This window comes from Enterobacter cloacae complex sp. IR5458, assembly GCF_049238025.1.
GTDB classification, from domain to species: Bacteria; Pseudomonadota; Gammaproteobacteria; order Enterobacterales; family Enterobacteriaceae; genus Enterobacter; species Enterobacter kobei.
Window position 1 is genome coordinate 1 of record NZ_JBMKIF010000021.1, and the last position, 23,284, is coordinate 23,284.

The window sequence follows — 23,284 nt, forward strand, 5'->3', positions numbered from 1 at the left end:
CGGACTATATCGTTGGATATTACAGCGCACTAAGACCGCACGAATATAATGGTGGGTTACCGCCAAACGAATCAGAAAACCGATACTGGAAAAACTCTAACGCGGTGGCCAGTTTTTGTTGACCACTTCATACCGCAGGAGGCATGATGGAGAGCATTAATAATCAAGTGCAGTCGGTACGCCAGTTGCTGGCCATTCCCCAACTGGCCATCCCAAGCTATCAGCGACCTTACCGCTGGGGCTCCAAGAATATCTCGAATCTCTTTACCGATTTGGCAACCCATCAGGACAAGAGCGCCTACCGGCTGGGCTCGGTGGTGTTTCATCAGCACACCGATAGTGAGCAGGGCGAGATGCTTGATATCGTCGATGGTCAGCAACGCACCCTGACCCTGATGTTGACCGTCAAGGCGCTGATCGAGGTGCTGGATAACGAAAATCGCAGTGGCAAAGAGAAGAGTATCCGGTTTCAACGTCAGGATCTGCGTGAGCAATTGCAGGTCTTGCGTGGACCTATCGATGCGTTTATGCAGCGCCAGCGCTTCCCCAGCCGGGATTCGGAGTTCAACCTCAGACGCAACTATCTGGAGTTGCGTCGGCTGGTGGCCCGCCCTGAGTTTGACGAGCAGCAAATTGACTTTCTGCTCAACCGCTGTCAGGTGGTCTGCTTTGTACTGCAGGATATCTCGGAGGCGTTCCAGTTCTTCGATTCGCAAAATGCCCGGGGGCGCGATCTGGCTCCTCACGATCTGCTCAAGGCATTTCACCTGCGCGAGTTTGCCGGTCATGAGGCCAATCTCAAGGCCGAGGCGGTCGCCCATTGGGAGCGCCTGCCAAGCGACGAGCTGGCCAATCTGTTCGCCCTCTATCTCTATCGGGTACGCCAGTGGGCTGAGGGCAAGTCGGCCCGCTACTTTGGCAAGGGGGAGGTGGATCTCTTCAAGGGGGTCAACCTAGATCGGGTAGGGCATTATCCTTACGTGGAGTCGCTGCGCATCGCCCACCACTTTGTCGATGAGTACAACAGCCAGTACCAGCGCAAGATTGACGGCCAGTACATGACGTTTCCCTTTCATCTCGACCAGATGATCATCAATGGTCGGCGCTTTTTCGAGATGGCCGAGTACTACCAGACGCGGGTGGCCGCCATCGTGGCCGAGGAGTCTGATTCCGGCAAGGCGCAATCTGCCACCCTGCTCGGCGAAACGCTGACACCGATGGCCAGCAAGGTGCTATCGACCCTGGGCAGCTACGAGCGTCGCCACCGCACCGGGGATCGTTATGTGCGGGCCATGTTCGACTGCGCCCTGATCTTCTATATCGACAAGTTCGGCAGCCAAGGGCTGTCACTGGCCATCGAGAAGTGCTTTATCTGGGCCTATCGCTGCCGCATCCGCCAGCAGGTAGTGCAGTTGGCAACCATGGATAACTATGTGCTGGAGCACAATCTGATCCGTGCCATTCGTGATGCTCGTCTGCCGGGAGATCTGCACGGCTTCCCTTTGCCTAGCATGAGCAGTCGAGAGAACAAGAACAATCGCAATGGTGCCGAAGATGAGCTGGTCGGGCTGTTTCGGGAGATGAAATATTATGAATGATGCAGGCGTTCGCCCCTTTTCCATTCGTGCACTGCTTGAAGATCGCGCCCGCTATCTGGTGCCCATGTACCAGCGCAACTATGCCTGGGGTGAGGGAGAGATCACCCAGCTGCTGCAGGATGTGCTGGATTATCAGCAAAAATTGGTCAGTGGTAAGGGGCCGCAAACCTACTATATCGGCACCCTGGTGGTGTTTGCCCGGGACGATGGCAGTTTCGAGGTAATCGATGGCCAGCAGCGCTTTACTACCCTCTCTCTGCTGGCCAATTGGCTCAAACATCACGCGATAGATTCGGTGGATATGAGCTGGTATCAGACCATCAACCTCGCTTTTGAGAGTCGCCCGATATCGAGCTATACCTTCGAGCGCTTATGGCAGGGTGTTGCCCCCTACGATTTGCGGGGGAGTACCTTCAATGAAGGTTTGGTGAACGGTTTTGAGCTGATTGGCAAGGCAATGGCGGATCTTGGTTTGGTAGGGGCTAAACTGACGGCCTTTTGCGACTACCTCTTCAAGCATGTGCAGATCTCTCGTATCGAAGTACCCAAGGATACCGATCTCAATCACTTCTTCGAGGCGATGAACAATCGCGGCGAGCAGTTGGAAAAGCATGAAGTGATCAAGGCGCGGTTGATGGAGACGCTGAACCAGATACCCGAGGAAGAGCATCGTCGCCAAAGTATTCATATCCTGACCCGGGTATGGGATGCCTGCGCCAATATGGAGCGCTATATCCAGTACGGCTTTACCCCGCAAGAGCGCCACCGTCTGTTTGGTGAGAGCGACTGGGGTCAGTTTGTGCCCCGTGATTTTGCCCATCTGCTTGATCTGCTAGGATCCCCAAACACGGCCGACGCTGCCGATAAAAGCCGTGCAGCTGCCGGTAGCCAAGGGCGCACCTTGTTGGCCATTTTGCAGGATGACAAGCTTGATGGTGAGCAGACGGTGGAGGAGGAGAGCGCAGGCTCCGAGCGCTTTAACAGCGTCATCAACTTCTCCAACTTCTTGCTCCATGTGCTGCGACTCGTGAGCCGCGACCCGGGTGATACGGAGGGGGTGCCGCTTGATGATAAACAACTGGTCGATCAGTTTGAGCTGCGAGTGATAAGGCAACCGGATCCAGTAGCGGCAGTTCAGCGTTTTATCTATGGCCTGTTAAAGAGCAAGTATCTGTTTGATCAGTTCATCATCAAGCGCGAGTTTGCCGATGGCAAGGATAGTTGGAGTCTGAAGCGGCTGCACTGGTATTCGGAAAAGAGCGTCAGTTACATCAATACCTTTGACAAGGATGAAAATGAGAATGGTTTCTCTGGTGTTAACCGGCGGGTCCTGATGTTGCTGTCGGCGTTTCATGTGTCGACCCCGACCCTGGTTTACAAACATTGGCTGAATGGTGCACTGAGATATCTGTTCGACAATTGTCACCCTGATCAACCGGTGGATGCCGGGGCTTATCTGTCCTATCTGGAGAGTCAGGCTCGCCGCTTTGTCTTCCAGCGCTTTTTGGCGCCTGGTGAAGGGGCTTCCTATTACCAGATGCTCTACCTTGATAACGCCCTGTTGCCCGCCATCAATGTGGATGAGAGTTGGCACAAGGTGATTACATCCAAACTTCGCTTCGGTCATATCGAGAACAACTTTGTCTTCAACTTCCTCGACTATCTGCTGTGGGTACGAGATCGGAATAGTGACAAAGTTGCTGGCCCCTTTGAGTTCACTTTCCGCAGCTCGGTGGAGCACTTCTCACCCCAGCATCCGATGGATGGCTATAAACCGGTTGAGCAGAGTGCACTCCATTCGTTTGGCAACCTTTGCCTTATCAGCCACAGCAAGAACTCGCGCTTGAGTAACTTCCAGCCGCAACAGAAGCAGGAGCACTTTGAAGCAAGCCTTGCCAATAACCAGACTGATAGTCTTAAATTGCTTGCTATGATTCGGCTGATGAAAGATAAAGGTCGTTGGCTGGAAGATGAGATAGCTGTGCATCAACAAGATATGTTGCAGGTCTTACTATCCAATCAAATTCAGCAATAACGGATTGAATCTGTTTATGAAATTTGGCTGCTATCAACTAATGGGCGTTAAGTTGATTGTATGATCTGATTGATAAAGAAGGGGAGACTAAAAATCTCCTCTTCTTTGCAGCAGTTTACTGCGGTCTTTTTGTGATGCATCAGCATAAAACGTTTTACTTGTGGACCCTAAGAAATGGAGAACATTATGTCGACTGTAAATACCTCTACAGCAGAGGAACTCAATCAAGGAGGCTCAGATTTTATTCTGACTTCCCTCGAGGCTATGCGTAAGAAGTTATTGGACCTTACGTCTCGAAATCGACTTTTGAATTTCCCTATCACTCAAAAAGGGTCTTCACTACGTATTGTTGATGAATTACCAGAACAGCTTTATGAAACCCTTTGCTCGGAAATCCCGATGGAATTTGCTCCTGTGCCCGATCCAACTAGAGCGCAGCTGTTAGAGCATGGCTATCTCAAAGTTGGGCCAGATGGTAAAGATATACAGTTAAGAGCTCATCCTAGCGCTAAGGATTGGGCGCACGTCTTAGGAATCCGTACAGATTTTGATTTACCAGATAGCCATAAAACGGTTGTTTCTGATTCAGATAGAGAGTTGCTGGAAAAAGCCCATCAGTTTATCTTGCAATATGCCCAAGGCCAGAATGGAAAATTAACGGGGATTCGTTCTGAATACGTTAATCAAGGTATAGCTTTGTCAGCGTTGAAGGAGGCGTGCTGCTTAGCAGGCTATGAAGGGCTTGAGGATTTTGAACGACAGGTAAAGGCTGGGAATGAGATTAGTATATCTTCTTCCAATCCCTCTCATGACGATAATCGGATACAGGCTCTGCTTTATCCAAATGAACTGGAAGCTTGTTTGCGCGCCATCTATGGTAAGGCTCAAACTGCTTTGGAGGAGAGTGGCGCCAACATCTTGTATTTGGCGTTAGGGTTCCTTGAGTGGTATGAAAGCGATTCCTCTGAAAAGGCACGTTATGCACCGTTATTTACAATTCCGGTGAGATGTGAACGAGGAAAATTAGATCCGAAGGATGGTCTTTACAAGTTTCAACTTTATTACACGGGTGAAGATATTTTGCCCAATCTCTCTTTGAAGGAAAAACTTCAGGCTGACTTTGGCCTCGCTCTTCCTTTGTTCAATGAAGAGGAAACTCCAGAGTCTTATTTTGCTTCGGTGAAGAAGGTTGTAGAGCAGCACAAACCTAAATGGTCTGTGAAACGTTATGGTGCACTTAGCTTGCTCAATTTTGGCAAGATGATGATGTATCTTGACCTCGATCCTGCCCGCTGGCCTTGTGACAAGCGCAATATATTGTCTCATGAAGTAATTCGTCGCTTTTTCACCAGTCAGAGCTGTGGTCAAGAGAATTCCGGCTTACCTGGTGGCTTCGGTCAGCATGAGTACTGCATCGATAGTTACCCTGATATTCATGACAAGGTTCCACTAATCGATGATGCGGATAGCTCGCAGCACAGTGCGTTGATCGATGCTATCCGTGGTCAAAACTTAGTCATTGAGGGCCCTCCTGGTAGTGGCAAATCACAAACGATCACCAACTTGATTGCAGCAGCTCTGCTCAACGGTAAGAAAGTCCTGTTTGTGGCAGAGAAGATGGCTGCACTGGAGGTCGTCAAACGTCGCTTGGATCGTGCGGGGCTAGGTCAATTTTGCTTAGAGTTGCACAGTCATAAAACTCATAAGCGCAAGGTGCTGGATGATATTAATGCTCGCTTGGTGAGTCAGGCGACCATGCCTACTATGGAAGAGATTGATGCTCAGATTTTGCGTTATGAAGATCTTAAGCAGCAGCTCAATGAATATGCCGCATTGATCAATAACCAATGGGCGCAAACAGGCAAAACGATCCATCAGATTTTGAGTGGTGCAACCCGTTATCGTCACAAATTAGATATTGATGCAACAGCACTTCATATCGAAAACCTTTCCGGGAAGCAGTTGGATAAAGTGACCCAATTACGGCTGCGTGACCAAATAGTAGAGTTTAGCCGCATCTACAAAGAGGTTCGTGAGCAGGTGGGGGCTAATGCAGAAATATATGAGCACCCTTGGAGCGGTGTGAATAACACACAAATTCAATTGTTTGACAGCGCTCGTATAGTCGATTTGCTACAAACTTGGCAGACATCAATTATCGACTTTCAACATAGCTATCAAGAATATGTAGATAAGTGGGCGTTAGAAGGCGAAAGCCTTAATACGCTTCAATATATTGAGCAATTGGTAGAAGATCAGTCGAATCTTCCAGTGTTGTGTGGTTCAGAGCATTTCCCAGCACTTAGTGAGCTAGATTCACCCGATGCCATTGCACGGGTGCGTCACTATTTAGATAGGTTCGAGTTGCTACAAGGTCATTATGTGGCCTTGAGCCAGGTTATCGAGCCTCAAAAGCTACGACTTTTAGAACAAGGACAATCGTGTGACTTTCCTCGTGAAGAGCTGGAAAAATATGGTGCAGCAGAGGATTTCACTTTACGTGATTTGGTCAGGTGGCTTGAATCCATCCAATCAATTCATGATGAGTTATCATCTATTTATGCGCAATTAAACGATTTCAAAAATGCTTTGCCAGATGGTATTGCTTCGTATATCGATGATTCGCAAGCTGGATTGCTATTCTGCTCTGAGTTGTTGTCGATTCTGGGTGCTTTACCGACTGAGCTTATTAGAGTTCGAGATCCTCTTTTTGATGATGATGATATCGATGCAGTATTGCGCGACTTAATGTGTCAAATCGAAACATTGCGTCCTTTAAGAGATGGTCTATCTACTTTGTATCAATTGGACCAGTTGCCTTCCCAAGAGATGCTCGCGCATGCCGTTGCTGTTATCCAGCAAGGGGGATTATTTGCATGGTTTAAGAGTGATTGGCGTAGTGCCAAGGCACTGCTCATGGCGCAATCTCGTAAGCCTGACACTAAGTTTGCTGAGTTAAAACGCTGCTCAGCTGATTTGCTCAAGTATTCGGAGCTGTTACAACGGTTTGAACAAAGTGACTTTGGTAATCAACTTGGTAATGCATTCCGAGGGTTGGACACCGACTGTGAACAACTCATGTTATTGCGTGATTGGTACAAGAAGGTCCGAGCTTGTTACGGGATAGGTTTTGGAAAGCGAGTTGCGATAGGCTCTGGATTATTTAACCTAGATGGTGAGATTATCAAAGGTGTGCATTTAATCGAGAAATCGCAGATTAGCTCAAGATTAATGACTTTGGTTAAACGGGTCGAGCACGAGGCTAAGTTATTACCGCGTATTTCTAGCTTGTTGGAAGAACATGCATCTTGGTTAGGTGAGCAAGGTGTATTGATGCAATCTTACCGACAGGTGCGGAATACTCTCATTGCCTTGCAGGGATGGTTTATCAATCCAGATATATCATTAGAGCAGATGACTCATTCCTCCGAGATTTTGCAAAACATAAACGATCTTCAGATATCCCTTGAAAATGACTCGTTACAGTTAGGGGCGTTTTTACAATTAACCCCATTGGCTTGCGGTGCGTATAAAAATAATCAACTGACGTTAGACACTATTAACGACACGCTGAATTTTGCCGAGCAACTGGTTGATAAGATAAATTGCGTATCCTTGGCTACCCAGATCAGACATTTGGCTAGTGGTAGTGATTACGATTTACTATGTCGTGATGGTGGGGAAATAGTTTCGAAATGGAATGAACAGATTAAAAATGCTGAGTTATATGCGCTAGAAACAAAGTTAGAGCGGAGTCAGTGGCTCAAGTCGACTGATGGTTCTCTTAATACATTAATCGAGCGCAACGAAAGAGCAATACAGCAACCCCGTTGGTTGAACGGGTGGGTTAACTTTATTCGTTGTTACGAGCAGATGCATGAAAATGGATTGCAGCGAATCTGGAGTGCTGTACTTGCGGGCTCGCTCCCGATTGAAAAAGTTGAATTGGGTTTAGCATTAGCAATTCATGACCAGCTGGCGCGGGAGGTTATTCACATCCACCCTGAATTGATGAGAGTTTCCGGCTCACAGCGCAATGCTTTGCAGAAGTCATTTAAAGATTACGACAAAAAACTGATTGAATTACAACGTCAGCGGATTGCAGCAAAAATTGCTTGCCGAAATATACCAGAAGGGAATTCTGGCGGTAAGAAAAGTGAATATACAGAACTAGCTTTGATCAAAAATGAGTTGGGTAAAAAAACCAGACATATTCCAATTAGGCAATTGGTTAACCGTGCATGTAATGCGCTGGTTGCAATTAAACCTTGTTTCATGATGGGGCCAATGTCAGCAGCTCATTACCTAGAACCTGGACGAATGGAATTTGATCTGGTGGTGATGGACGAAGCGTCTCAGGTGAAGCCAGAGGATGCATTGGGTGTCATCGCGAGGGGCAAGCAACTAGTGGTCGTTGGTGACCCGAAACAGCTACCACCAACCAGTTTCTTTGATCGAAGTGCCGACGGAGAAGATGACGATGATGCCGCGGCTTTAAGTGATACTGACAGCATTTTGGATGCTGCTTTGCCACTGTTTCCTATGAGACGTTTGCGTTGGCACTATCGTTCACGACATGAAAAGTTGATTGCATACTCTAACCGCCATTTTTATAACAGTGATTTGGTGATATTCCCTTCCCCAAATGCTGAGTCTCCAGAGTATGGGATTAAATTTACCTATGTGTCAAAAGGTCGGTTCTCCAATCAACACAATATTGAAGAAGCCCAAGCAGTTGCTGAGGCCGTACTTCATCATGCGCAACACCGGCCGGGTGAGTCACTCGGGGTAGTGGCCATGAGTTCCAAGCAACGCGATCAAATTGAGCGCGCTATCGATGAATTGCGCCGAAATCGCCCTGAATTTAACGATGCAATCGATGGCTTATATGCCATGGAAGAGCCACTTTTTGTGAAAAACCTTGAGAACGTTCAAGGGGATGAGCGTGATGTAATCTTTATTTCCTTTACCTATGGACCTTCTGAGCATGGTGGAAAGGTTTATCAACGCTTTGGACCTATCAATTCCGATGTTGGCTGGCGTCGCTTGAATGTGCTTTTCACTCGATCAAAAAAACGGATGCATGTGTTTAGTTCAATGCGTTCTGAAGATGTATTGACGAGTGAAACCAGTAAACTTGGTGTTATTTCGTTGAAAGGTTTTTTACAGTTTGCCGAAAGTGGCAAACTAGATTCCCTCACAACGCATACCGGCAGGGCTCCAGATAGTGACTTTGAGGTTGCTGTAATGGAAGCACTCAATCACGCTGGGTTTGAGTGTGAACCTCAGGTAGGGGTTGCAGGATTCTTTATTGATCTAGCTGTGAAAGATCCAGGTTGTCCTGGCCGTTACTTAATGGGCATAGAGTGTGATGGTGCGGCTTATCACTCAGCTAAATCTGCTCGTGATCGTGACCGTTTGCGTCAAGAGGTTCTGGAGCGTTTGGGTTGGAGAATTAGCCGCATTTGGTCCACTGATTGGTTCAGTAATCCTGATGAGGTTCTATCCCCGATTATCCGTAAACTCCATGAGCTTAAAACATTGGCTCCAGACGTTGTTGTACCTTCCTATGAATATGTCGAAACGATTGAGTCAAGCGCTGAAGTGGCGTCTGACTCAATTGATTCTCTTATGCCCAATTTGGGGCTTAAGGAGCAACTTAAGTATTTTGCCACACATGTCATTGAGGTTGAGCTTCCTAATGTTGATGCTGATCGTCGTTTGTTGCGGCCCGCAATGCTTGAGGCTTTGCTGGAACATCAGCCTTTATCACGTTCCGAGTTTGTTGAACGAATACCTCATTATCTGCGGCAAGCAACAGATGTATACGAAGCGCAACGCTTTCTTGACCGAGTCTTGGCATTAATTGATGGCGCAGAGGCTGAAGCGAATGATGCAGCGTTTGAGTCTGAATTGGCATAATTAGTTAAAGGTAATAAGAACAGTGACAACTGTCGGACAACGTGAACGCGCAACTCAACAGCGCGTAGTCAGGTTTTTTATTGAGGAATTGGGCTATCGTTATCTAGGCGATTGGCACACGCGTCCTAACAACCGTAATGTTGAGCCTGATTTGCTCAGTCATTGGTTGATTGACCGTGGTGTGCCCATATGCCCCCCCTATACTCAAACTATAGGGCAGGATCGTCTACCGGGGTGGGGTCAGTCCAACTATAGGGCAGGATCGTCTACCGGGGTGGGGTCAGTCCATTACTAACTGACAGTTGTACCGAATACTGGGGGCAGGTCAAGCGCTTTAGCTTGTGTGGCAACAACCTCCTTTACAGGACCAGGTAGACGATTACCCTGTGCTGTTTCTGTGCTCAACGCAATCTACGGCTATCCATTTTCTGCCAGTGGTTGCAAAGACGACCATTCAACGTCAGCAAAGTTTCGCAATGCACTGCTATGTAACTCATTGATCCTACGTAGAATTTAAAATCCCTCGGCGTTCGCGCTGTGTGGGTTCAAGTCCCACTCCGGCTACCATGGGAAACAAAGAATAATCAAAGCAATAAGCAGTGTCGTGAAACCACCGAAAGGTGGTTTTTTTGTGTTTGAAATCTATGTTACTTATTAGTAATTGTCATTTTTTCCCCGCCTGCCTACCGCACCATTTTTACTCTTCAATCATGAAGTGCTTTCTGGACTATGTCTTTTTACTTATGCCGTTACGTAAATGTGATTATGTTACTGCTGGTGAAATGATGAAAAACGGCAGGAGTCGAGGCAACACTGGTGTATCGGTAGGCTTCATAAAAAAAAGCCTACATAAAGCAGGCGATAAGAATGATGCATAGTTATTATAATGATGGTAAAGCGTAACAGTTTTCTGAAATTAGAACCGTAAAATCCCATAGTTACAAATATTTAGAGGCTGCATCAAAGATTTCCTGTGAGGCCAGTTCCCGATCAGATGCAACATAGATAACCTCATGGTCACCTGTTAAGGACGGGAAACCAGCCGACATGATCTGTAAGTTGACTTCTTCTCCGTTGGGATACGCTTCACGTATTGATGTAACCCCTTTAAGTACCGAGATAGCTTTGCAAGGTTTTCCATTAAAAAAAACGATCACTTTTTTCATATATCACCTTGTATTTTGTCGTTGTTTTTCAAGCCGCAAATTTCCAATGGGGTTCTATTTATATTTTTCCACAAAGGGCCGTTTGTTTGCTAAAGGTCTCATCGTCGTCGTAGCGCAATGATAATATTACTTATCGCAGAGCATTACGTTGGCTGCCGCTGGGCCTTTATTACCGGCAATAATAGCGAATTCGACCTTTTGGCCTTCGAAAAGCGTATTGACACTTTCTTCCTGTAAGGCAGAAAAGTGAACAAATACATCTTTACTTCCATCGAGAGGGGAGATAAATCCAAAGCGCTTATCTTCGTTATACCACTTGACCAGACCTAAGATCCTGGATGACATAAAATACTCCATTTGAAGACGTTCAGAATAACAACGTTATGATAGGGAACGTATAAACGTATACGTATGAACTCAAAAGGAGGGGATATCAGAGATAGCGCCTGGTTAAGAGGACTGACTGGAAAAATACCGCATATAAAATATTGTATCGAACCAACGCGATCATTAAGGCATGGGATGGGCTAATAAGCAAATTTTATTTTTGCCCTTTGGGACCCGCTTAAGCCGACGTCACACCCCACCCAAATATGCCTTCCTCACCTCCTGATTGCCCAGCAGCTCCTCGCCACTGCCGCTCAGGCGGATCTCCCCGTTAACCATCACATACCCTCGATCGGAAAGCTTCAGCGCGTGGTGCGCATTCTGCTCCACCAGGAAGATCGTCATCCCGTTGCGGGCCAGCTCGCGCAGCGTCTGGAAAATCTGTTTCACCACAATCGGGGCTAAGCCCAGGCTGGGCTCATCCAGCAACAGCAGCGTCGGACGGCTCATCAGCGCCCGGGCGATAGCCAGCATTTGCTGTTCTCCGCCGGACAGGGTCATCGCGCGCTGTTTACGCCGTTCTTTCAGGCGAGGGAACAGATCGAACATCGTTTGCATATCTTCGGCCGCAAACTGGTTGCCAATCGGGATGGTCCCCATCAGCAGGTTCTCTTCGACGGTCATATCCGGGAAGATACGTCTGCCTTCAGGGGCCTGCGCAATGCCGCCGGAGGCGACGTAGTGGGTGGATTTATGGCTGATGTCTTCGCCGCGATAAAGGATCTGTCCGTTGCGGATACGCGGCTGGCCAAAGATGGACATCAGTAATGTCGATTTACCCGCGCCGTTTGCGCCAATCAGCGCCACGGTTTCTCCTGTATTCACCTCAAGGGAGACCTGTTTCAGCGCCTGAATCACGCCGTAAAACACATCCACCTCGCGGAAGGCCAGCAGCGGTTCGCTCATAGGGTGACCTCGCTTTCATCCGTGCCCAGATAGGCGGCAATGACCTTTTCATCATGCTGGATCTGCGCGGGTTTCCCCCTGGCAATCACGTCACCGTGGTCGAGCACGATAATATCGTCCGAAATCTCCATCACCATCCCCATGTCATGCTCAATCAGTAATACCGTGATGTCATGATGATCCCGCAGAAAACGAATAATGCTGCTCAGCTTATGCGTTTCAACCGGGTTTAGCCCGGCGGCAGGTTCGTCGAGACAGATCATCTCCGGTCCGGTACACATTGCCCGGGCAATCTCCAGGCGCCGCTGCTGACCGTACGACATCTCCCCCGCCAGGCGATTGGCACACTCCACCAGATCGACCACTTCCAGCCAGTAGAAAGCTCTGTCGAGGGCGTCGCTTTCAGCCCGACGGTAGGCCGGGGAATTAACGATCCCGGCGAGCAGATTCCGGTTAACGCGCATATGCTGTGCGACCAGCAGATTTTCCACGACCGACATCTCGCGAAACAGACGGATGTTCTGGAAGGTGCGCGCCAGCCCGGCGCGGTTGACCAGGTGGGTTCCGCCAAACATTTTGTAGAACAGACGCTGCCCGAACTGCGCGGGGTTAATCCAGTCACCCGGCTGAAATTTTTGCCCGAGTACCTGAATGACGTTGGTCGTCTTATTGCGGCTGGTAAATAAAATATTGCCGCCGGAGGCTCTGTAGAAGCCGGTCAGGCAGTTAAATACGGTAGTTTTCCCCGCCCCGTTTGGCCCAATCAGGGCAGTAATGGAACCGCGCTGCACGTCCAGGTTGACGTCGTTTAGCGCCTTAATCCCGCCGAAGTGCATCATCAGATGTTCAACGCGCAATATCGTTTCGTTCATGGCGCGACGCCCTTACGCACGGCAAATCCGCTGCGGTTAATGCGGATCAAACCGCGTGGACGCCAGATCATCATCACCACCATCAGCATGCCAAACAGCAGGACCCGGTACTCGGCAAAACTGCGCAGCAGTTCCGGCGTGACCGTCAGCACAAAGGCGGCCAGCACCACGCCAAGCGTAGACCCCATGCCGCCCAGTACCACAATGGCGAGGATCAGCGCGGATTCAAAGAAGGTAAACGATGTCGGGTTCACGAACCCCTGATAGGTGGCGAAGAATACCCCGGCGATGCCCGCAGTCGATGCGCCCAGCGTAAAGGCCGAAAGCTTGACCAGCACATGATTGAGCCCCATGGAGCGACAGGCAATTTCGTCTTCCCGCAGGGCTTCCCACGCCCGGCCGATCGGCATCCGCGTCAGGCGGTGCTTGATATAGAGCACCAGCATTACCACCAGAAACAGCACCGTATAGATGAAGATAAACTTCATGTTCGGGTTATAGGTGAGGTGGAAAAACTCGTGAAAAGGCACGCCGCCTTCTTTTGCGCGTCGTCCAAACTCAAGGCCGAAAAAGGTAGGAGGAGGGGCCGACACGCCATTAGGCCCGCCGGTGAACGTCAGCCAGTTGTTCAGGATCAGGCGAATGATCTCCCCGAACCCGAGGGTGACAATGGCCAGATAGTCACCGTGCATGCGCAGTACCGGAAAACCGAGCAGGGCGCCCGCGGCAGCGGCCATAATGGCCGCCAGCGGCAGCATGCTCCAGAAGCCTAAGCCGAGATACTGATACCCCAGCGCCAGTCCGTACGCACCAATCGCATAGAAAGCGACATACCCCAGATCCAGCAAACCCGCCAGACCCACGACGATGTTCAGCCCCAGCCCGAGAAGCACGTAGATCAGCCCGAGAATGGCGACGGTCAGCACATATTTGGTGGCGACAAACGGGAAGCAAATGGCAACGGCAATCACCAGAGGAATAATCCAGCGCATGCGGCTTTTGTATTCCGGTGGCCGGACATAAACACCTGCGCTGTCGGCTTCAAAACGTGCCTGGAAACGTGCGCCTGGGGCGGTACCTAAAAAAGCGCTCAGCAGAAAACGACCCAGCATAACGATGCCGACTATCCATGCGAGTCGCTGTCCGGCGAAGTTAAAGCTGTATCCGTCCAGCACCACGCCGGCAATCGGGCCAAAAATGATTAACGCAATCAGGCCGGAAAAAATGGCGTCCAGAATACAGCGCTTAAGCGAAAAGCCGTGAGAGGTCATCGTATTCTCCTTCACACTTTGGCGACAATCGGGCGGCCAAGCAGACCCTGAGGGCGAAAAATCAGGATCAAGACCAGTAAGCCAAACGAGAACACATCTTTATAATCGGAGTTCACCATGCCGGAAAATTGCGCCTCGGCGACGCCCAGAATCAACCCACCGAGCATCGCGCCCGGCAGGGAGCCAATCCCGCCGAGCACCGCTGCGGTAAACGCCTTAATGCCAATCACAAACCCGACGTAGAAATCAAAGGTGCCGTAATTCATGGTGATGAGCACACCTGCCAGGCCCGCCATGGCCGCACCAATGACAAAGACCAGGGAGATAATCCGGTCGGTGTTGATCCCCAGAATGGAGGCCATTTTACGGTCCTGCTGTACCGCGCGGCACATCCGCCCCAGCCGGGTATGGTTGATTATCCAGGTCAGCACCAGCATGCCGGCAAACGAGGCGACCAGGATAAATACTTTGGTATAAGTTATTTGCACAAAACCTTCGCCCAGATGCAGACGAAGTACGCCGTCGAGCATGGTTGGCACCCCTTGCTGGCGCGGACCCTGGCTCAGCTGCGCGTAGTTTTGCAGGATAAGCGACATCCCGATGGCAGAGATAAGCGGTGCCAGGCGCGTAGAGTTCCGCAACGGCTTATAAGCAATACGCTCGATGGTCCAGCCGTACACCCCCGTAACGACAATGGTGAATACCAGCGTTCCCAGTATCAGCAGGGGGAATGACTGCAGGCCGAAGAAAGAGAGTAGCGCCAGGCCAATGGCGCAGAGGTAAGCGGAAATCATATACACTTCGCCGTGGGCGAAATTGATCATCCCGATAATGCCATACACCATGGTGTAGCCGATGGCGATGAGGCCGTAGACGGAGCCCAGCGTTAAGCCATTGATTAACTGCTGCAGGAAGAATGTACTCATCTTAGCGCGCTCGTTTTATAGGCTGCACGTGGTGTGCAGCCTGATGTTTATTACGCGCCGGCAGGCAGGCCCGCCGACGTTGAGCGTGATTCCGTCCCGTTACTGCACTTCCTTATATTTTCCTTTGTCGTCCCACTGGTAAACCACGTAGTCGGAGACTTTCAGATCGCCCTTGCTGTCCCAGGCTTTTTTACCCATCACCGTGTCGACCGTATTCGCTTTCAGCCACTCGCTGGCTTTGGCGGAGTCCTTGCCGCCCGTGGCTTTAAACGCAGCAGCAATGGCCTGCACGGAAGCATAGGAGTAGAGGGTGTAACCTTCCGGTTCGAATTTAGCGGAGCGGAATTTCTCAATCACTGCTTTACCGTCCGGGATCAGGCGCGGATCTTTACCGAAAGTCATATAAATGCCGTTGGTATACTGTGGGCCGCCCGCCGCCGTCACCATCTCTTCATTGACAATGCAGTCGCCGGAGAAGAATTTCGCCTGCACGCCCTGTTCACGCATCTGGCGAACCAGCGGACCGGCTTCCGGGTGACAGCCACCGAAGAACACCACGTCCGGTTTTTGCGCGCCAATCTTCGTCACCAGCGCGTTAAAGTCTTTTTCACCGCGCGATAACCCCTCGTACATCACATCCTTGACCCCGCGTTTCGCCAGTGCCGCTTTGGTTGCGTCTGCCAGCCCTTGCCCATAGGTGTCTTTATCGTGAATGATCGCCACGCGTTTGGCTTTCAGCTTATCGATGATGAAGTCGCTGGCAACCTGGCCCTGCTGGTCATCGCGGCCGCACATGCGGAACATATCGCTCATACCGCGTTCGGTGATCAGCGGGTTCGTCGAGCCGGGGGTAATGGAAATGATCCCCGCATCGCTATACACCTCAGAGGCGGGCATGGTCGATGAGGAGCAGAAATGGCCGACAACGGCGTTGACTTTATCCTGGTCGACTAAGCGGTTGGCGACTGCCACGGCCTGTTTAGGCTCGCACGCATCGTCACCCTGAACCAGCTTGATTTTCTCACCGTTAATCCCGCCGGCAGCGTTAATATCTTCAGCGGCCTGCGTTGCGCCGTGCCAGTACTGATCGCCATAGGTGGCATTGGGTCCCGTAAACGGCCCGGCGACACCAATCACGATATCTGCCCGGGCGGAAAACGCCGTCACCAGACAACCAGCTAACACAAGAGACAGGGGAGTTCTGATTAATTTCAGCGACATTATTATGTTCCTTAGCAAAGAGGTTTTTGCACCACGGCGTAAACCTGAACGCCCAGGGCGCAGCCAATCCAAAACACGGGCAAGAACAAAATGCACTAAACGAACGGCATCCTGCATGATACGGCGAGGTTTCCATGCGCAGCGTCGCGCGAAGAACAGCAAGCAAAAACGTTGCCAGAATGGTTAACCCCTTGACGGGGTTATGACATCTTTGAGTATAGAGCGCCGCGTTCTGCCGCCCTGCGGCAGGAGAAGAAATTACAGCGGAGATCACATATCGTTAACATTAAAGCCCATAAGTTGTGCAAGGGTCACGATTTGCACACTTTTGCAGCAATAAAGACCTAAACTTCAGCCGGGAACGGCGTGAGAACTGTGTTAGGATCTTTTCCTTTTTATCAGGAGTGTCCGCGATGACGGAAGGTCCATTAAATGAAAGCGAAATGGCATGGCTGGAAGAGACTCTCATGTCTTACGGCCATGACGATGCGTCCGTGATTGATGTATCCGAACTGGACGGCATGCTTACCGCAGTGCTTTCCGGCCCTGTTGTCGTTGAGCCAGATACCTGGCTGGTGGCCGTGTGGGGCGGGGAGAAATACATTCCGCGCTGGAAAAACGATCGTGAAATGAACCGTTTTATCGATCTCTGCTTTAAGCATATGAACGACATTGCTGAGCGGCTGAGCGAATACCCGGACCAGTTTGAGCCGATGTTTGGATATAACGACGTCGACGGTGAGAGCTACACCGTGGTGGAAGAGTGGTGCTATGGCTATATGCGCGGCGTGGCGTTGACGGACTGGTCAGCCTTGCCGGAGTCTCTGAAGGCCGATCTCGAGGTGATTGCCCTGCACGGTACGGAAGAGAACAGCGAGAAGCTTGATGAACTGAGCGAAGAAGACTATATCGCCAGCATTGAGCGCATCCAGCCAGCGGCACTGCGTTTATATCAATACTGGGTAGATAACCCGCAGCAGCCGGAAGCAAAGAAGCCGATTGTGAACGGCACGAAGGTCGGGCGTAACGATCCGTGTCCTTGCGGCAGCGGGAAGAAGTTTAAGAGTTGCTGTTTGCATTGATAAAAAAGGGGCTAAAGATAGCCCCTTTTTTATTTAACCCACTTCCGGCAACATGCCGGCGGCAATCAATACCTGCACCAGAATAATCACCACCCCACAGCTAAACACAATGCCTAGCAGCGGTTTTCCTCCCGCCACGCGGTACCCCTGCTGAGGATGCTGCTGGCGGCTCTTCCATGCCAGCAGGGAAGGGAGTAACAGTGCCAGGATCGACAGCGCCACGCCGGCGTAACCCAGCGCCATCACAAACCCGCGTGGGTAAAACAGCGCAAACGCGAGCGGCGGCAGGAAAGTAATTACCCCCGTCTGTAACCGCCCGCTAACCGTATTGCGACGCTGGAACAGGTCGGCCAGGTAATCAAACAGGCCGAGCGCCACGCCCAGGAACGAGGTCGCCAGCGCCAGGTCGGCAAACAGGTGGACCGCCAGCTCCACGTGAGGAGACGTGACGACCTCGCGCAGTGCCAGCAGAAAACCATTCAGGCCAGCGTGCTGCGCCATGAGTCCAATAAAGGTTGAAGAGTCAATGCTGCCCAGCGTCACCAGTTGCCAGAAAATATAGGCGATGAGCGGGATCGCGCTGCCGATAACAAACACGCGGCGCAGCTTGCGAATATCGCCGTTCATATAGCTGACAATACTCGGTACGCTGCCGTGGAAGCCAAACGAGGTGAAAATCACCGGGATAGCGGAAAGTGCGAGACCTTTTTCCAGCGGCAGCGTCAGCAGATTAACCTTGTGCACATGCGGTGTCAGCAGGACCAGCATGACAATCAGAAACAGAATTTTGGCGCTGAAGAGAAAACGGTTGAACAGATCGACCAGCGAGGTCCCCACGCAGACCACGCCGCCGCCGATGAGCGCAAAGAAGATTGCCCCCGTCGCCGGGGTAATGTCAGAGCCAAACCAGTCATTAACGCTGGAGGCAATGAGCTCCCCGGCCCCGCTAATATACGCGGCAGTCAGGGCGTACATCAGGAACATCATGCTAAAGCCGGTTATCCACTGACCGTAGCGTCCCAGGTAGCGCGCCGCCAGTGAACCCAGACCGGTGTCGGCGGGCACGTGCTGGTAAACCTCAAGCAATAGCAGCGCGGTGTAACACATCAGCGCCCAGAGTGTGCCAAGAAGCAGCAGCGTCATCCCGAATCCCACACCTGCAGCAGCCAGGGGCATTGCCAGCATTCCTGCGCCAATCGTCGTTCCGGCGACGATAAAAATACTTCCCAGGGTTCTGTTTTTCACGCTTTCCTCTACAACGATGGTGAATCGCGACAATTTCTGCGGCGCAGAGTAAGGGAAAAGCCGTAATTCGTCAAATCACCGTTACAAGGTGTGTAATTAAATATTTACAGGTTAGGCGTACTGTGATCCTTAATGGGGCGATACCTACTTCATAAGAGCAATGTCACGGCGCAAATTTCAGGCGTAACGTAAACAACTCGTGCAAATAATAAAATAATGTGAGGGTTTTTTATGGCGGGGGAGAATCCATTTACGGCGGCATGGAGCCGGGGAGGCAATCTGTTGTGCCATGGACACTGGATAATGAGCTGGCAGAACCAGCCTCTGACGCTGCCTGAGTCCCGCCGCGAAAAGGATATGGGCACCTGGGCAATCTATTCGGTTATTGATCCTGAAGATGAAACCTTTGCACAAGGCTTACAGGAAGATGAGTGGATTATCGAAAACGTTGACTGGCTGACAGACCTGTTTTTCGAGGTGGGTATTCCGCTTGAGACGGCCAGCTACCGCTATTTTTATCAGGCCGTCAATCCCCATGACTGGCGCTGTACCAGCTGCGCAGGATGTATGTAAATTAACGCGGTGCAGGAAACCCGCACCGCGTTGAAATTAATTCTGTGTATCGAGAGTGGAAAGTTCTTTATCAATAAAGTAAAGACCTTCACCTGATTTACCCACCAGGGATAATTTATCCAGCACGGATTTAAACAGCTTCTCTTCTTCATGCTGTTCTGCCACATACCATTGCAGGAAATTAAAGGTTGGATAATCCTGGCTGGTCATTGCCGCATGAACCAGTTCGTTAATTTTCTGCGTGATCAGCTGTTCGTGCTCGTAGGTGGCGCGGAACAGTTCATCGAGAGAATTATACTCGGCAAAAGGCGAGGCCACGGTCTCAATGCGCGGCAGGCTGCCGGTGTCGGTCAGATAATCAAACAGGCGCTGCATGTGGGTCATCTCTTCCTGCGCATGGCGACGCAGAAACGCGGCCGCACCTTCAAAGCTGTGGTAGCTGCACCAGGCGCTCATCTGCTGGTAGAGAAGGGATGAAAAGAGCTCAAGGTTCATTTGCGCATTGAGCTTGTCGATCATTTCAGTTTTCAGCATGGTGACGCTCCGGGTTATTATTACTGGTTCACAATGAGCGACACTATAATTTGTTATTTAATTATTTGCAAAACGTAAAATAAATATTCATTACTTCAAAATACGAATGGGAATAAAACGCATTGTCGGTTTTATATTAATGCGAATTGTTTTTGTTCTTAGTTAAATAAAGTGCCAGCAAACGCTGGCAGCTTGGATTAATACCAGGGATTATTTGACTTAGGGTTAACGGCATAACCCATGCATTTATACTGAATGGTCACGCTTTCGTTAAGACACAAAGAGCCGCTTATCAGCGTACAGGTTTTGACGGGTTGCCCGTAGGCAGAGGCGGTGGCATACCCCATACCCTGGCAGGCTTTCACTGCGGTGCCGTTATTTACATATTCGTCAGACCAGGCATTTTGCAGCACGGCCTGACCGTAATCGAGGCGGACAATGCCGTTTGGTGCGTCGAGGCTACTGATTTCCGCCTGACGGTTAACGCTGCATCCCGCGAGCAGCAGGATCGTACCGGCTACGATGACTCTTTTCATGGTTCGCTCTGAGTGGATGGAGATACGTTATCGTACCCGCAGAGACGTAGCCCAATGCCAGGAATAGCCGGACGATCTGCCTTCTCTCTTTGATTTTGTTCGCGGTTTTGCTGGCTAACAGGCGTTGCAGTAAATTGAATTGTGATGCACATCACAAAAACATTGATTTTTGTGATGGTGGTCATATTATAGGCGCATTGACGATAAAGCTGTATGACAAGTTAATGGAGCATCACAATGAAACTGCGCAAAATCCTCAAAAGTATGTGGGCCAATTACTGCCGCACCTTTAAAGACGTGCCGCCGGGCGCCATGTTCTGATAAAAAAAAACCTGCTTCGGCGGGTTTTTTTGTCCCTGCTGGTGACGAAGGGGAGATGTCAGGGGCTGCGTTTTGATACTATGGCGGCCTTTAAATAAGGAGAAGCCCCATGTCACAAAACCTGAGCGCCGATCAGGAACTGGTCTCTGACGTTGTTGCCTGTCAGCTGGTTATTAAGCAAATCCTTGATGTTCTGGATGTTATTGCCCCGGTTGAAGTCCGCGAGAAGATGTCCACGCAGCTGAGAAACATTGATTTCACCAGCCATCCTGCCGCCGCTGACCCGGTGACGCTTCGTGCGATCCAGAAAGCCATCGCGCTGATTGAGCTGCGCTTCACCCCGCAGGGCGAGTCGCATTAATATCTGCAAACGGGCGACCGCGTAAGTCGCCCGTTGATGCCTTTAAAAGAAAGTCTGTACCAGCAGGTAGCTCGCCGCACACGCGCAGCTCACACCGATTAACCCGGGCAGAATGAAGCTGTGGTTAATGATGAATTTGCCGATGCGGGTGGTTCCTGAGCGATCGAAGCCGATGCAGGCTAAATCACTGGGATAGGTCGGCAGAACAAAATAGCCGTATGACGCCGGGAAAAAGGCGATCAGCATTTTTGGATCGATCCCCAGCATCAGCCCCATTGGCGCCACGGCCGTCAGGGCAGCCGCCTGGCTGTTCACCAGCTTCGACACCAGGAAAAGCACGATGGCATACGTCCACGGATGGCTTTTCACCACGCCTTCCAGCGCCAGTTTTAACTCGTCGAGATGCGCCTGGAAAAAGGTATCGCTCATCCACGCCACCCCGAACACCGAGAAAATCGCCACCATACCGGCCTTAAATACCGCGCCGTTAGAAATGGCTGAGGCATTGACCTTGCAGGCCATCAGCATCACGGCACCGGCAATGAGCATCATCATCTGAATGACCAGGTTCATCGACAGCGCCGTCATTTTGCCTTTCAGCTCGAAGGCGGGGCGCAGTTCGGGGAAGGCCCCTAGCAGGACAACCACGGCAATACCGGCAAAGAAAATCCAGGTCGACCAGTAAGCCTGCTTCGGAAAACGTTGATTCATTAACGTCTCCGTACCGCCATAGATAAACTCACGCTGCTTTGGGTCTTTTAGTTTTTCCTGAAACTCCCTGTCGTCAGACAAATCTTTCCCGCGGCGTAAACTCCACAGGGCAGCAATGGCGACACCAAAAAGTGAAGCGGGAACCGACACGGCGAGTATTTCCAGGATCCCCCATGCGTGACCGATCCCATGCTGGGCGGCCAGGATGGAGACCAGCGACACGACGGCGACGGAAACCGGTGATGCCGTGATTGCCATCTGCGATGCTACCGATGCCACGGCCATTGGGCGCTCGGGTCGGATCCCTTTTTTCAGGGCGATATCCGCAATGATGGGGAACATAGTGTAGACCACATGGCCGGTACCGCAGAGAAAGGTCAGCATCCAGGTGGTAAACGGGGCGAGAAGCGTGATGTGCTGCGGATGTTTGCGCAGGAGGCGTTCGGCAAATTGCATCATGACATTGAGCCCGCCGGCAGTTTGCAGGGTGGCTGCACAACCAATCACGGCGAGAATGGTCAACATCACGTCAACCGGCGGCTTGCCGGGCTGGAGACCAAAGACAAAACACAAAATAAAAAGGCCAATCCCGCTGATTAACCCAAGCCCCATGCCGCCGAAACGTGTACCCGTCAGCAGGCAGAGGAGAATGACAATAAACTCAATGGTGATCATGCTGCTCCCTCGTCAATGATTATGTAATTAAATAAATCATTACATGTTGTGTGGTTAATCATTGGGAGCGAGATCTGATTTGTTAAATCTCAGCAAAAGCAGAAGGTTGGCGCAGGGAAGGTAACCTGCTCCGAACGGGAGCAGGTCAAAAGCGTCAGTGATGCTGCATTGTGACAATGTCGAGCAGGTGGCGATCGGTTTGTTCCGGGCACAAACCTGCCTGTTGCGCATTATGGATCTCGTCCGCAAGGGTTTTCAGCAGCATTCCGTCCTGCTGCTGCTCTTTATCCATATCGCGCAGGAATTTCAGCGTGGTCATGTCATGCTGCGCTCTGGCTTCATCGGCCAGTTTGTTGAGCGTCGTGCAACGCTGTTCATACTCTTCCAGCGTCTTTTCAAACAATTCTTCCAGAGAAGAGTAATTATCGTTGATCCCCTCCAGGGCTTTAACAACCGGGTTTGCCCCCGCCGCTTTCAGGAAATTAAAGACGCGCATCATGTGGGTGACGTTGCTTTGGGCCTGTGAACGAAAGAACGTGGCAGAGCCCGTAAGGCTTTTCTCGGAACACCACGCACTGAGGTAAAGGTGCAGATTTGAGGCGTAAAACTCAAGGTTCATCTGCGCGTTAAGTTTTTGCATCATCGTTTGGGTAGCCATACTCATATCCTTATAGACTGTGGGACGTGATGTCCGTTGCTTAACCTGAGCGCCAGGCAAATACGAAGAAATAGAGCAGAAAAAGAGATTCTGCAGTGCCAAAGCTGACCGAAATTCACTTCCTGTGTTCGATATAAATAAGCATACCGTTGTCTTTAATTTAAGAAAAGTCTTAATCCCGCTGTTTTTACCATACATTACAAAATTTAATATAGTACAAATATGCAAATAGATTCCCATGAAATGAAATCTCACTATCTTACTGATAATAAAGAGATAGTCTG

Annotated in this window: 19 protein-coding genes and 1 pseudogene; 8 read left to right on the forward strand and 12 right to left on the reverse strand. The window is 50.5% G+C overall.

The genetic code is table 11. The features are described from left to right. From ACOTYN_RS16800 to hhe, 4 genes and pseudogenes are all read left to right on the forward strand, one after another. Positions 1 to 122 (forward strand): annotated as a pseudogene (locus ACOTYN_RS16800) (IS3 family transposase); the annotation flags it as partial. A 24-nt stretch (positions 123 to 146) separates the two neighbouring features. Next, entirely contained in the window at positions 147 to 1,598 is a 1,452-nt protein-coding gene (locus tag ACOTYN_RS16805; RefSeq protein WP_080473489.1) for a DUF262 domain-containing protein, read from the forward strand. Then, positions 1,591 to 3,633, forward strand: a complete 2,043-nt coding sequence (locus ACOTYN_RS16810) for a DUF262 domain-containing protein (RefSeq protein WP_113787984.1) — start codon at positions 1,591 to 1,593, stop codon at positions 3,631 to 3,633. Before ACOTYN_RS16805 ends, ACOTYN_RS16810 begins: the two co-directional genes overlap by 8 nt. A gap of 186 nt (positions 3,634 to 3,819) precedes the next feature. Then, positions 3,820 to 9,555: a DUF4011 domain-containing anti-phage protein Hhe gene (gene hhe / locus ACOTYN_RS16815; RefSeq protein ID WP_332956816.1), complete on the forward strand. Its 5,736-nt coding sequence runs from the start codon at positions 3,820 to 3,822 to the stop codon at positions 9,553 to 9,555. Positions 9,556 to 10,493: 938 nt separating this feature from the next. Here the strand turns inward: hhe and ACOTYN_RS16820 are convergent. The 7 genes from ACOTYN_RS16820 to ACOTYN_RS16850 all read right to left on the reverse strand — a co-directional run bounded on the left by ACOTYN_RS16820 (position 10,494) and on the right by ACOTYN_RS16850 (position 16,304). Beyond that, positions 10,494 to 10,721: a hypothetical protein gene (locus ACOTYN_RS16820; protein ID WP_023337452.1), complete on the reverse strand. Its 228-nt coding sequence runs from the start codon at positions 10,719 to 10,721 to the stop codon at positions 10,494 to 10,496. A gap of 126 nt (positions 10,722 to 10,847) precedes the next feature. Continuing rightward, positions 10,848 to 11,066, reverse strand: a complete 219-nt coding sequence (locus ACOTYN_RS16825; protein ID WP_023337451.1) for a cold shock domain-containing protein — start codon at positions 11,064 to 11,066, stop codon at positions 10,848 to 10,850. A gap of 231 nt (positions 11,067 to 11,297) precedes the next feature. Next, entirely contained in the window at positions 11,298 to 12,014 is a 717-nt protein-coding gene (locus tag ACOTYN_RS16830; RefSeq protein WP_332956820.1) for an ABC transporter ATP-binding protein, read from the reverse strand. Further along, positions 12,011 to 12,886 (reverse strand): ATP-binding cassette domain-containing protein, encoded by an 876-nt coding sequence (locus ACOTYN_RS16835; RefSeq protein ID WP_332956822.1) that lies wholly within the window; start codon positions 12,884 to 12,886, stop codon positions 12,011 to 12,013. The genes ACOTYN_RS16830 and ACOTYN_RS16835 overlap by 4 nt, the downstream gene beginning before the upstream one ends. Further along, positions 12,883 to 14,157 carry a high-affinity branched-chain amino acid ABC transporter permease LivM gene (gene livM / locus ACOTYN_RS16840; RefSeq protein WP_045135359.1) on the reverse strand — a complete coding sequence of 425 codons (1,275 nt, stop codon included), beginning with the start codon at positions 14,155 to 14,157 and terminating at the stop codon, positions 12,883 to 12,885. Before livM ends, ACOTYN_RS16835 begins: the two co-directional genes overlap by 4 nt. A gap of 11 nt (positions 14,158 to 14,168) precedes the next feature. Next, positions 14,169 to 15,083, reverse strand: coding sequence for an ABC transporter permease subunit (locus tag ACOTYN_RS16845; RefSeq protein WP_014884371.1), 915 nt, complete (start codon positions 15,081 to 15,083; stop codon positions 14,169 to 14,171). A gap of 99 nt (positions 15,084 to 15,182) precedes the next feature. Continuing rightward, positions 15,183 to 16,304 carry a branched-chain amino acid ABC transporter substrate-binding protein gene (locus ACOTYN_RS16850; RefSeq protein WP_332956823.1) on the reverse strand — a complete coding sequence of 374 codons (1,122 nt, stop codon included), beginning with the start codon at positions 16,302 to 16,304 and terminating at the stop codon, positions 15,183 to 15,185. A 413-nt stretch (positions 16,305 to 16,717) separates the two neighbouring features. Here ACOTYN_RS16850 and ACOTYN_RS16855 point away from each other — a divergent pair, with 413 nt between their 5' ends. Then, positions 16,718 to 17,386 carry a YecA family protein gene (locus ACOTYN_RS16855; RefSeq protein WP_014884369.1) on the forward strand — a complete coding sequence of 223 codons (669 nt, stop codon included), beginning with the start codon at positions 16,718 to 16,720 and terminating at the stop codon, positions 17,384 to 17,386. Positions 17,387 to 17,419: 33 nt separating this feature from the next. On the opposite strand, the gene tyrP is transcribed toward ACOTYN_RS16855, so the two are convergent. Continuing rightward, positions 17,420 to 18,631, reverse strand: a complete 1,212-nt coding sequence (tyrP, locus tag ACOTYN_RS16860) for a tyrosine transporter TyrP (RefSeq protein ID WP_332956825.1) — start codon at positions 18,629 to 18,631, stop codon at positions 17,420 to 17,422. A gap of 231 nt (positions 18,632 to 18,862) precedes the next feature. Here tyrP and ACOTYN_RS16865 point away from each other — a divergent pair, with 231 nt between their 5' ends. Next, a complete protein-coding gene (locus ACOTYN_RS16865; RefSeq protein WP_032636168.1) occupies positions 18,863 to 19,204 on the forward strand; it encodes a hypothetical protein in 342 nt (113 codons plus the stop codon). 36 nt (positions 19,205 to 19,240) lie between these two features. On the opposite strand, the gene ftnA is transcribed toward ACOTYN_RS16865, so the two are convergent. Next, on the reverse strand, positions 19,241 to 19,738 hold the full coding sequence (ftnA, locus tag ACOTYN_RS16870) for a non-heme ferritin (RefSeq protein WP_014884366.1): 498 nt from the start codon (positions 19,736 to 19,738) through the stop codon (positions 19,241 to 19,243). A 197-nt stretch (positions 19,739 to 19,935) separates the two neighbouring features. Further along, positions 19,936 to 20,274, reverse strand: coding sequence for a YecR family lipoprotein (gene yecR / locus ACOTYN_RS16875; RefSeq protein ID WP_014884365.1), 339 nt, complete (start codon positions 20,272 to 20,274; stop codon positions 19,936 to 19,938). A gap of 237 nt (positions 20,275 to 20,511) precedes the next feature. Between yecR and azuC the strand changes: the two genes are divergently transcribed. Next, positions 20,512 to 20,595, forward strand: a complete 84-nt coding sequence (gene azuC / locus ACOTYN_RS16880; protein WP_014884364.1) for a stress response protein AzuC — start codon at positions 20,512 to 20,514, stop codon at positions 20,593 to 20,595. 109 nt (positions 20,596 to 20,704) lie between these two features. Then, entirely contained in the window at positions 20,705 to 20,956 is a 252-nt protein-coding gene (locus tag ACOTYN_RS16885) for a DUF2766 family protein (RefSeq protein ID WP_014884363.1), read from the forward strand. Between the two features lie 42 nt (positions 20,957 to 20,998). Here ACOTYN_RS16885 and ACOTYN_RS16890 read toward each other — a convergent pair whose 3' ends face one another. Both ACOTYN_RS16890 and ACOTYN_RS16895 read right to left on the reverse strand, forming a co-directional pair. Continuing rightward, the gene (locus tag ACOTYN_RS16890; protein ID WP_014884362.1) at positions 20,999 to 22,342 is read right to left on the reverse strand and encodes an anaerobic C4-dicarboxylate transporter; all 1,344 of its coding nucleotides are present in this window, start codon (positions 22,340 to 22,342) and stop codon (positions 20,999 to 21,001) included. Between the two features lie 154 nt (positions 22,343 to 22,496). Next, the gene (locus tag ACOTYN_RS16895; protein ID WP_332956827.1) at positions 22,497 to 23,000 is read right to left on the reverse strand and encodes a non-heme ferritin-like protein; all 504 of its coding nucleotides are present in this window, start codon (positions 22,998 to 23,000) and stop codon (positions 22,497 to 22,499) included. Positions 23,001 to 23,284: the final 284 nt, after the last annotated feature.

Coding starts and splice junctions, on each gene's coding strand:
- ACOTYN_RS16805 (WP_080473489.1), top strand. CDS start 147: ATGGAGAGCATTAATAATCAAGTGCAGTCGGTACGCCAGTTGCTGGCC.
- ACOTYN_RS16810 (WP_113787984.1), top strand. CDS start 1,591: ATGAATGATGCAGGCGTTCGCCCCTTTTCCATTCGTGCACTGCTTGAA.
- hhe (WP_332956816.1), top strand. CDS start 3,820: ATGTCGACTGTAAATACCTCTACAGCAGAGGAACTCAATCAAGGAGGC.
- ACOTYN_RS16820 (WP_023337452.1), bottom strand. CDS start 10,721: ATGAAAAAAGTGATCGTTTTTTTTAATGGAAAACCTTGCAAAGCTATC.
- ACOTYN_RS16825 (WP_023337451.1), bottom strand. CDS start 11,066: ATGTCATCCAGGATCTTAGGTCTGGTCAAGTGGTATAACGAAGATAAG.
- ACOTYN_RS16830 (WP_332956820.1), bottom strand. CDS start 12,014: ATGAGCGAACCGCTGCTGGCCTTCCGCGAGGTGGATGTGTTTTACGGC.
- ACOTYN_RS16835 (WP_332956822.1), bottom strand. CDS start 12,886: ATGAACGAAACGATATTGCGCGTTGAACATCTGATGATGCACTTCGGC.
- livM (WP_045135359.1), bottom strand. CDS start 14,157: ATGACCTCTCACGGCTTTTCGCTTAAGCGCTGTATTCTGGACGCCATT.
- ACOTYN_RS16845 (WP_014884371.1), bottom strand. CDS start 15,083: ATGAGTACATTCTTCCTGCAGCAGTTAATCAATGGCTTAACGCTGGGC.
- ACOTYN_RS16850 (WP_332956823.1), bottom strand. CDS start 16,304: ATGTCGCTGAAATTAATCAGAACTCCCCTGTCTCTTGTGTTAGCTGGT.
- ACOTYN_RS16855 (WP_014884369.1), top strand. CDS start 16,718: ATGACGGAAGGTCCATTAAATGAAAGCGAAATGGCATGGCTGGAAGAG.
- ACOTYN_RS16865 (WP_032636168.1), top strand. CDS start 18,863: ATGGCGGGGGAGAATCCATTTACGGCGGCATGGAGCCGGGGAGGCAAT.
- ftnA (WP_014884366.1), bottom strand. CDS start 19,738: ATGCTGAAAACTGAAATGATCGACAAGCTCAATGCGCAAATGAACCTT.
- yecR (WP_014884365.1), bottom strand. CDS start 20,274: ATGAAAAGAGTCATCGTAGCCGGTACGATCCTGCTGCTCGCGGGATGC.
- azuC (WP_014884364.1), top strand. CDS start 20,512: ATGAAACTGCGCAAAATCCTCAAAAGTATGTGGGCCAATTACTGCCGC.
- ACOTYN_RS16885 (WP_014884363.1), top strand. CDS start 20,705: ATGTCACAAAACCTGAGCGCCGATCAGGAACTGGTCTCTGACGTTGTT.
- ACOTYN_RS16890 (WP_014884362.1), bottom strand. CDS start 22,342: ATGATCACCATTGAGTTTATTGTCATTCTCCTCTGCCTGCTGACGGGT.
- ACOTYN_RS16895 (WP_332956827.1), bottom strand. CDS start 23,000: ATGGCTACCCAAACGATGATGCAAAAACTTAACGCGCAGATGAACCTT.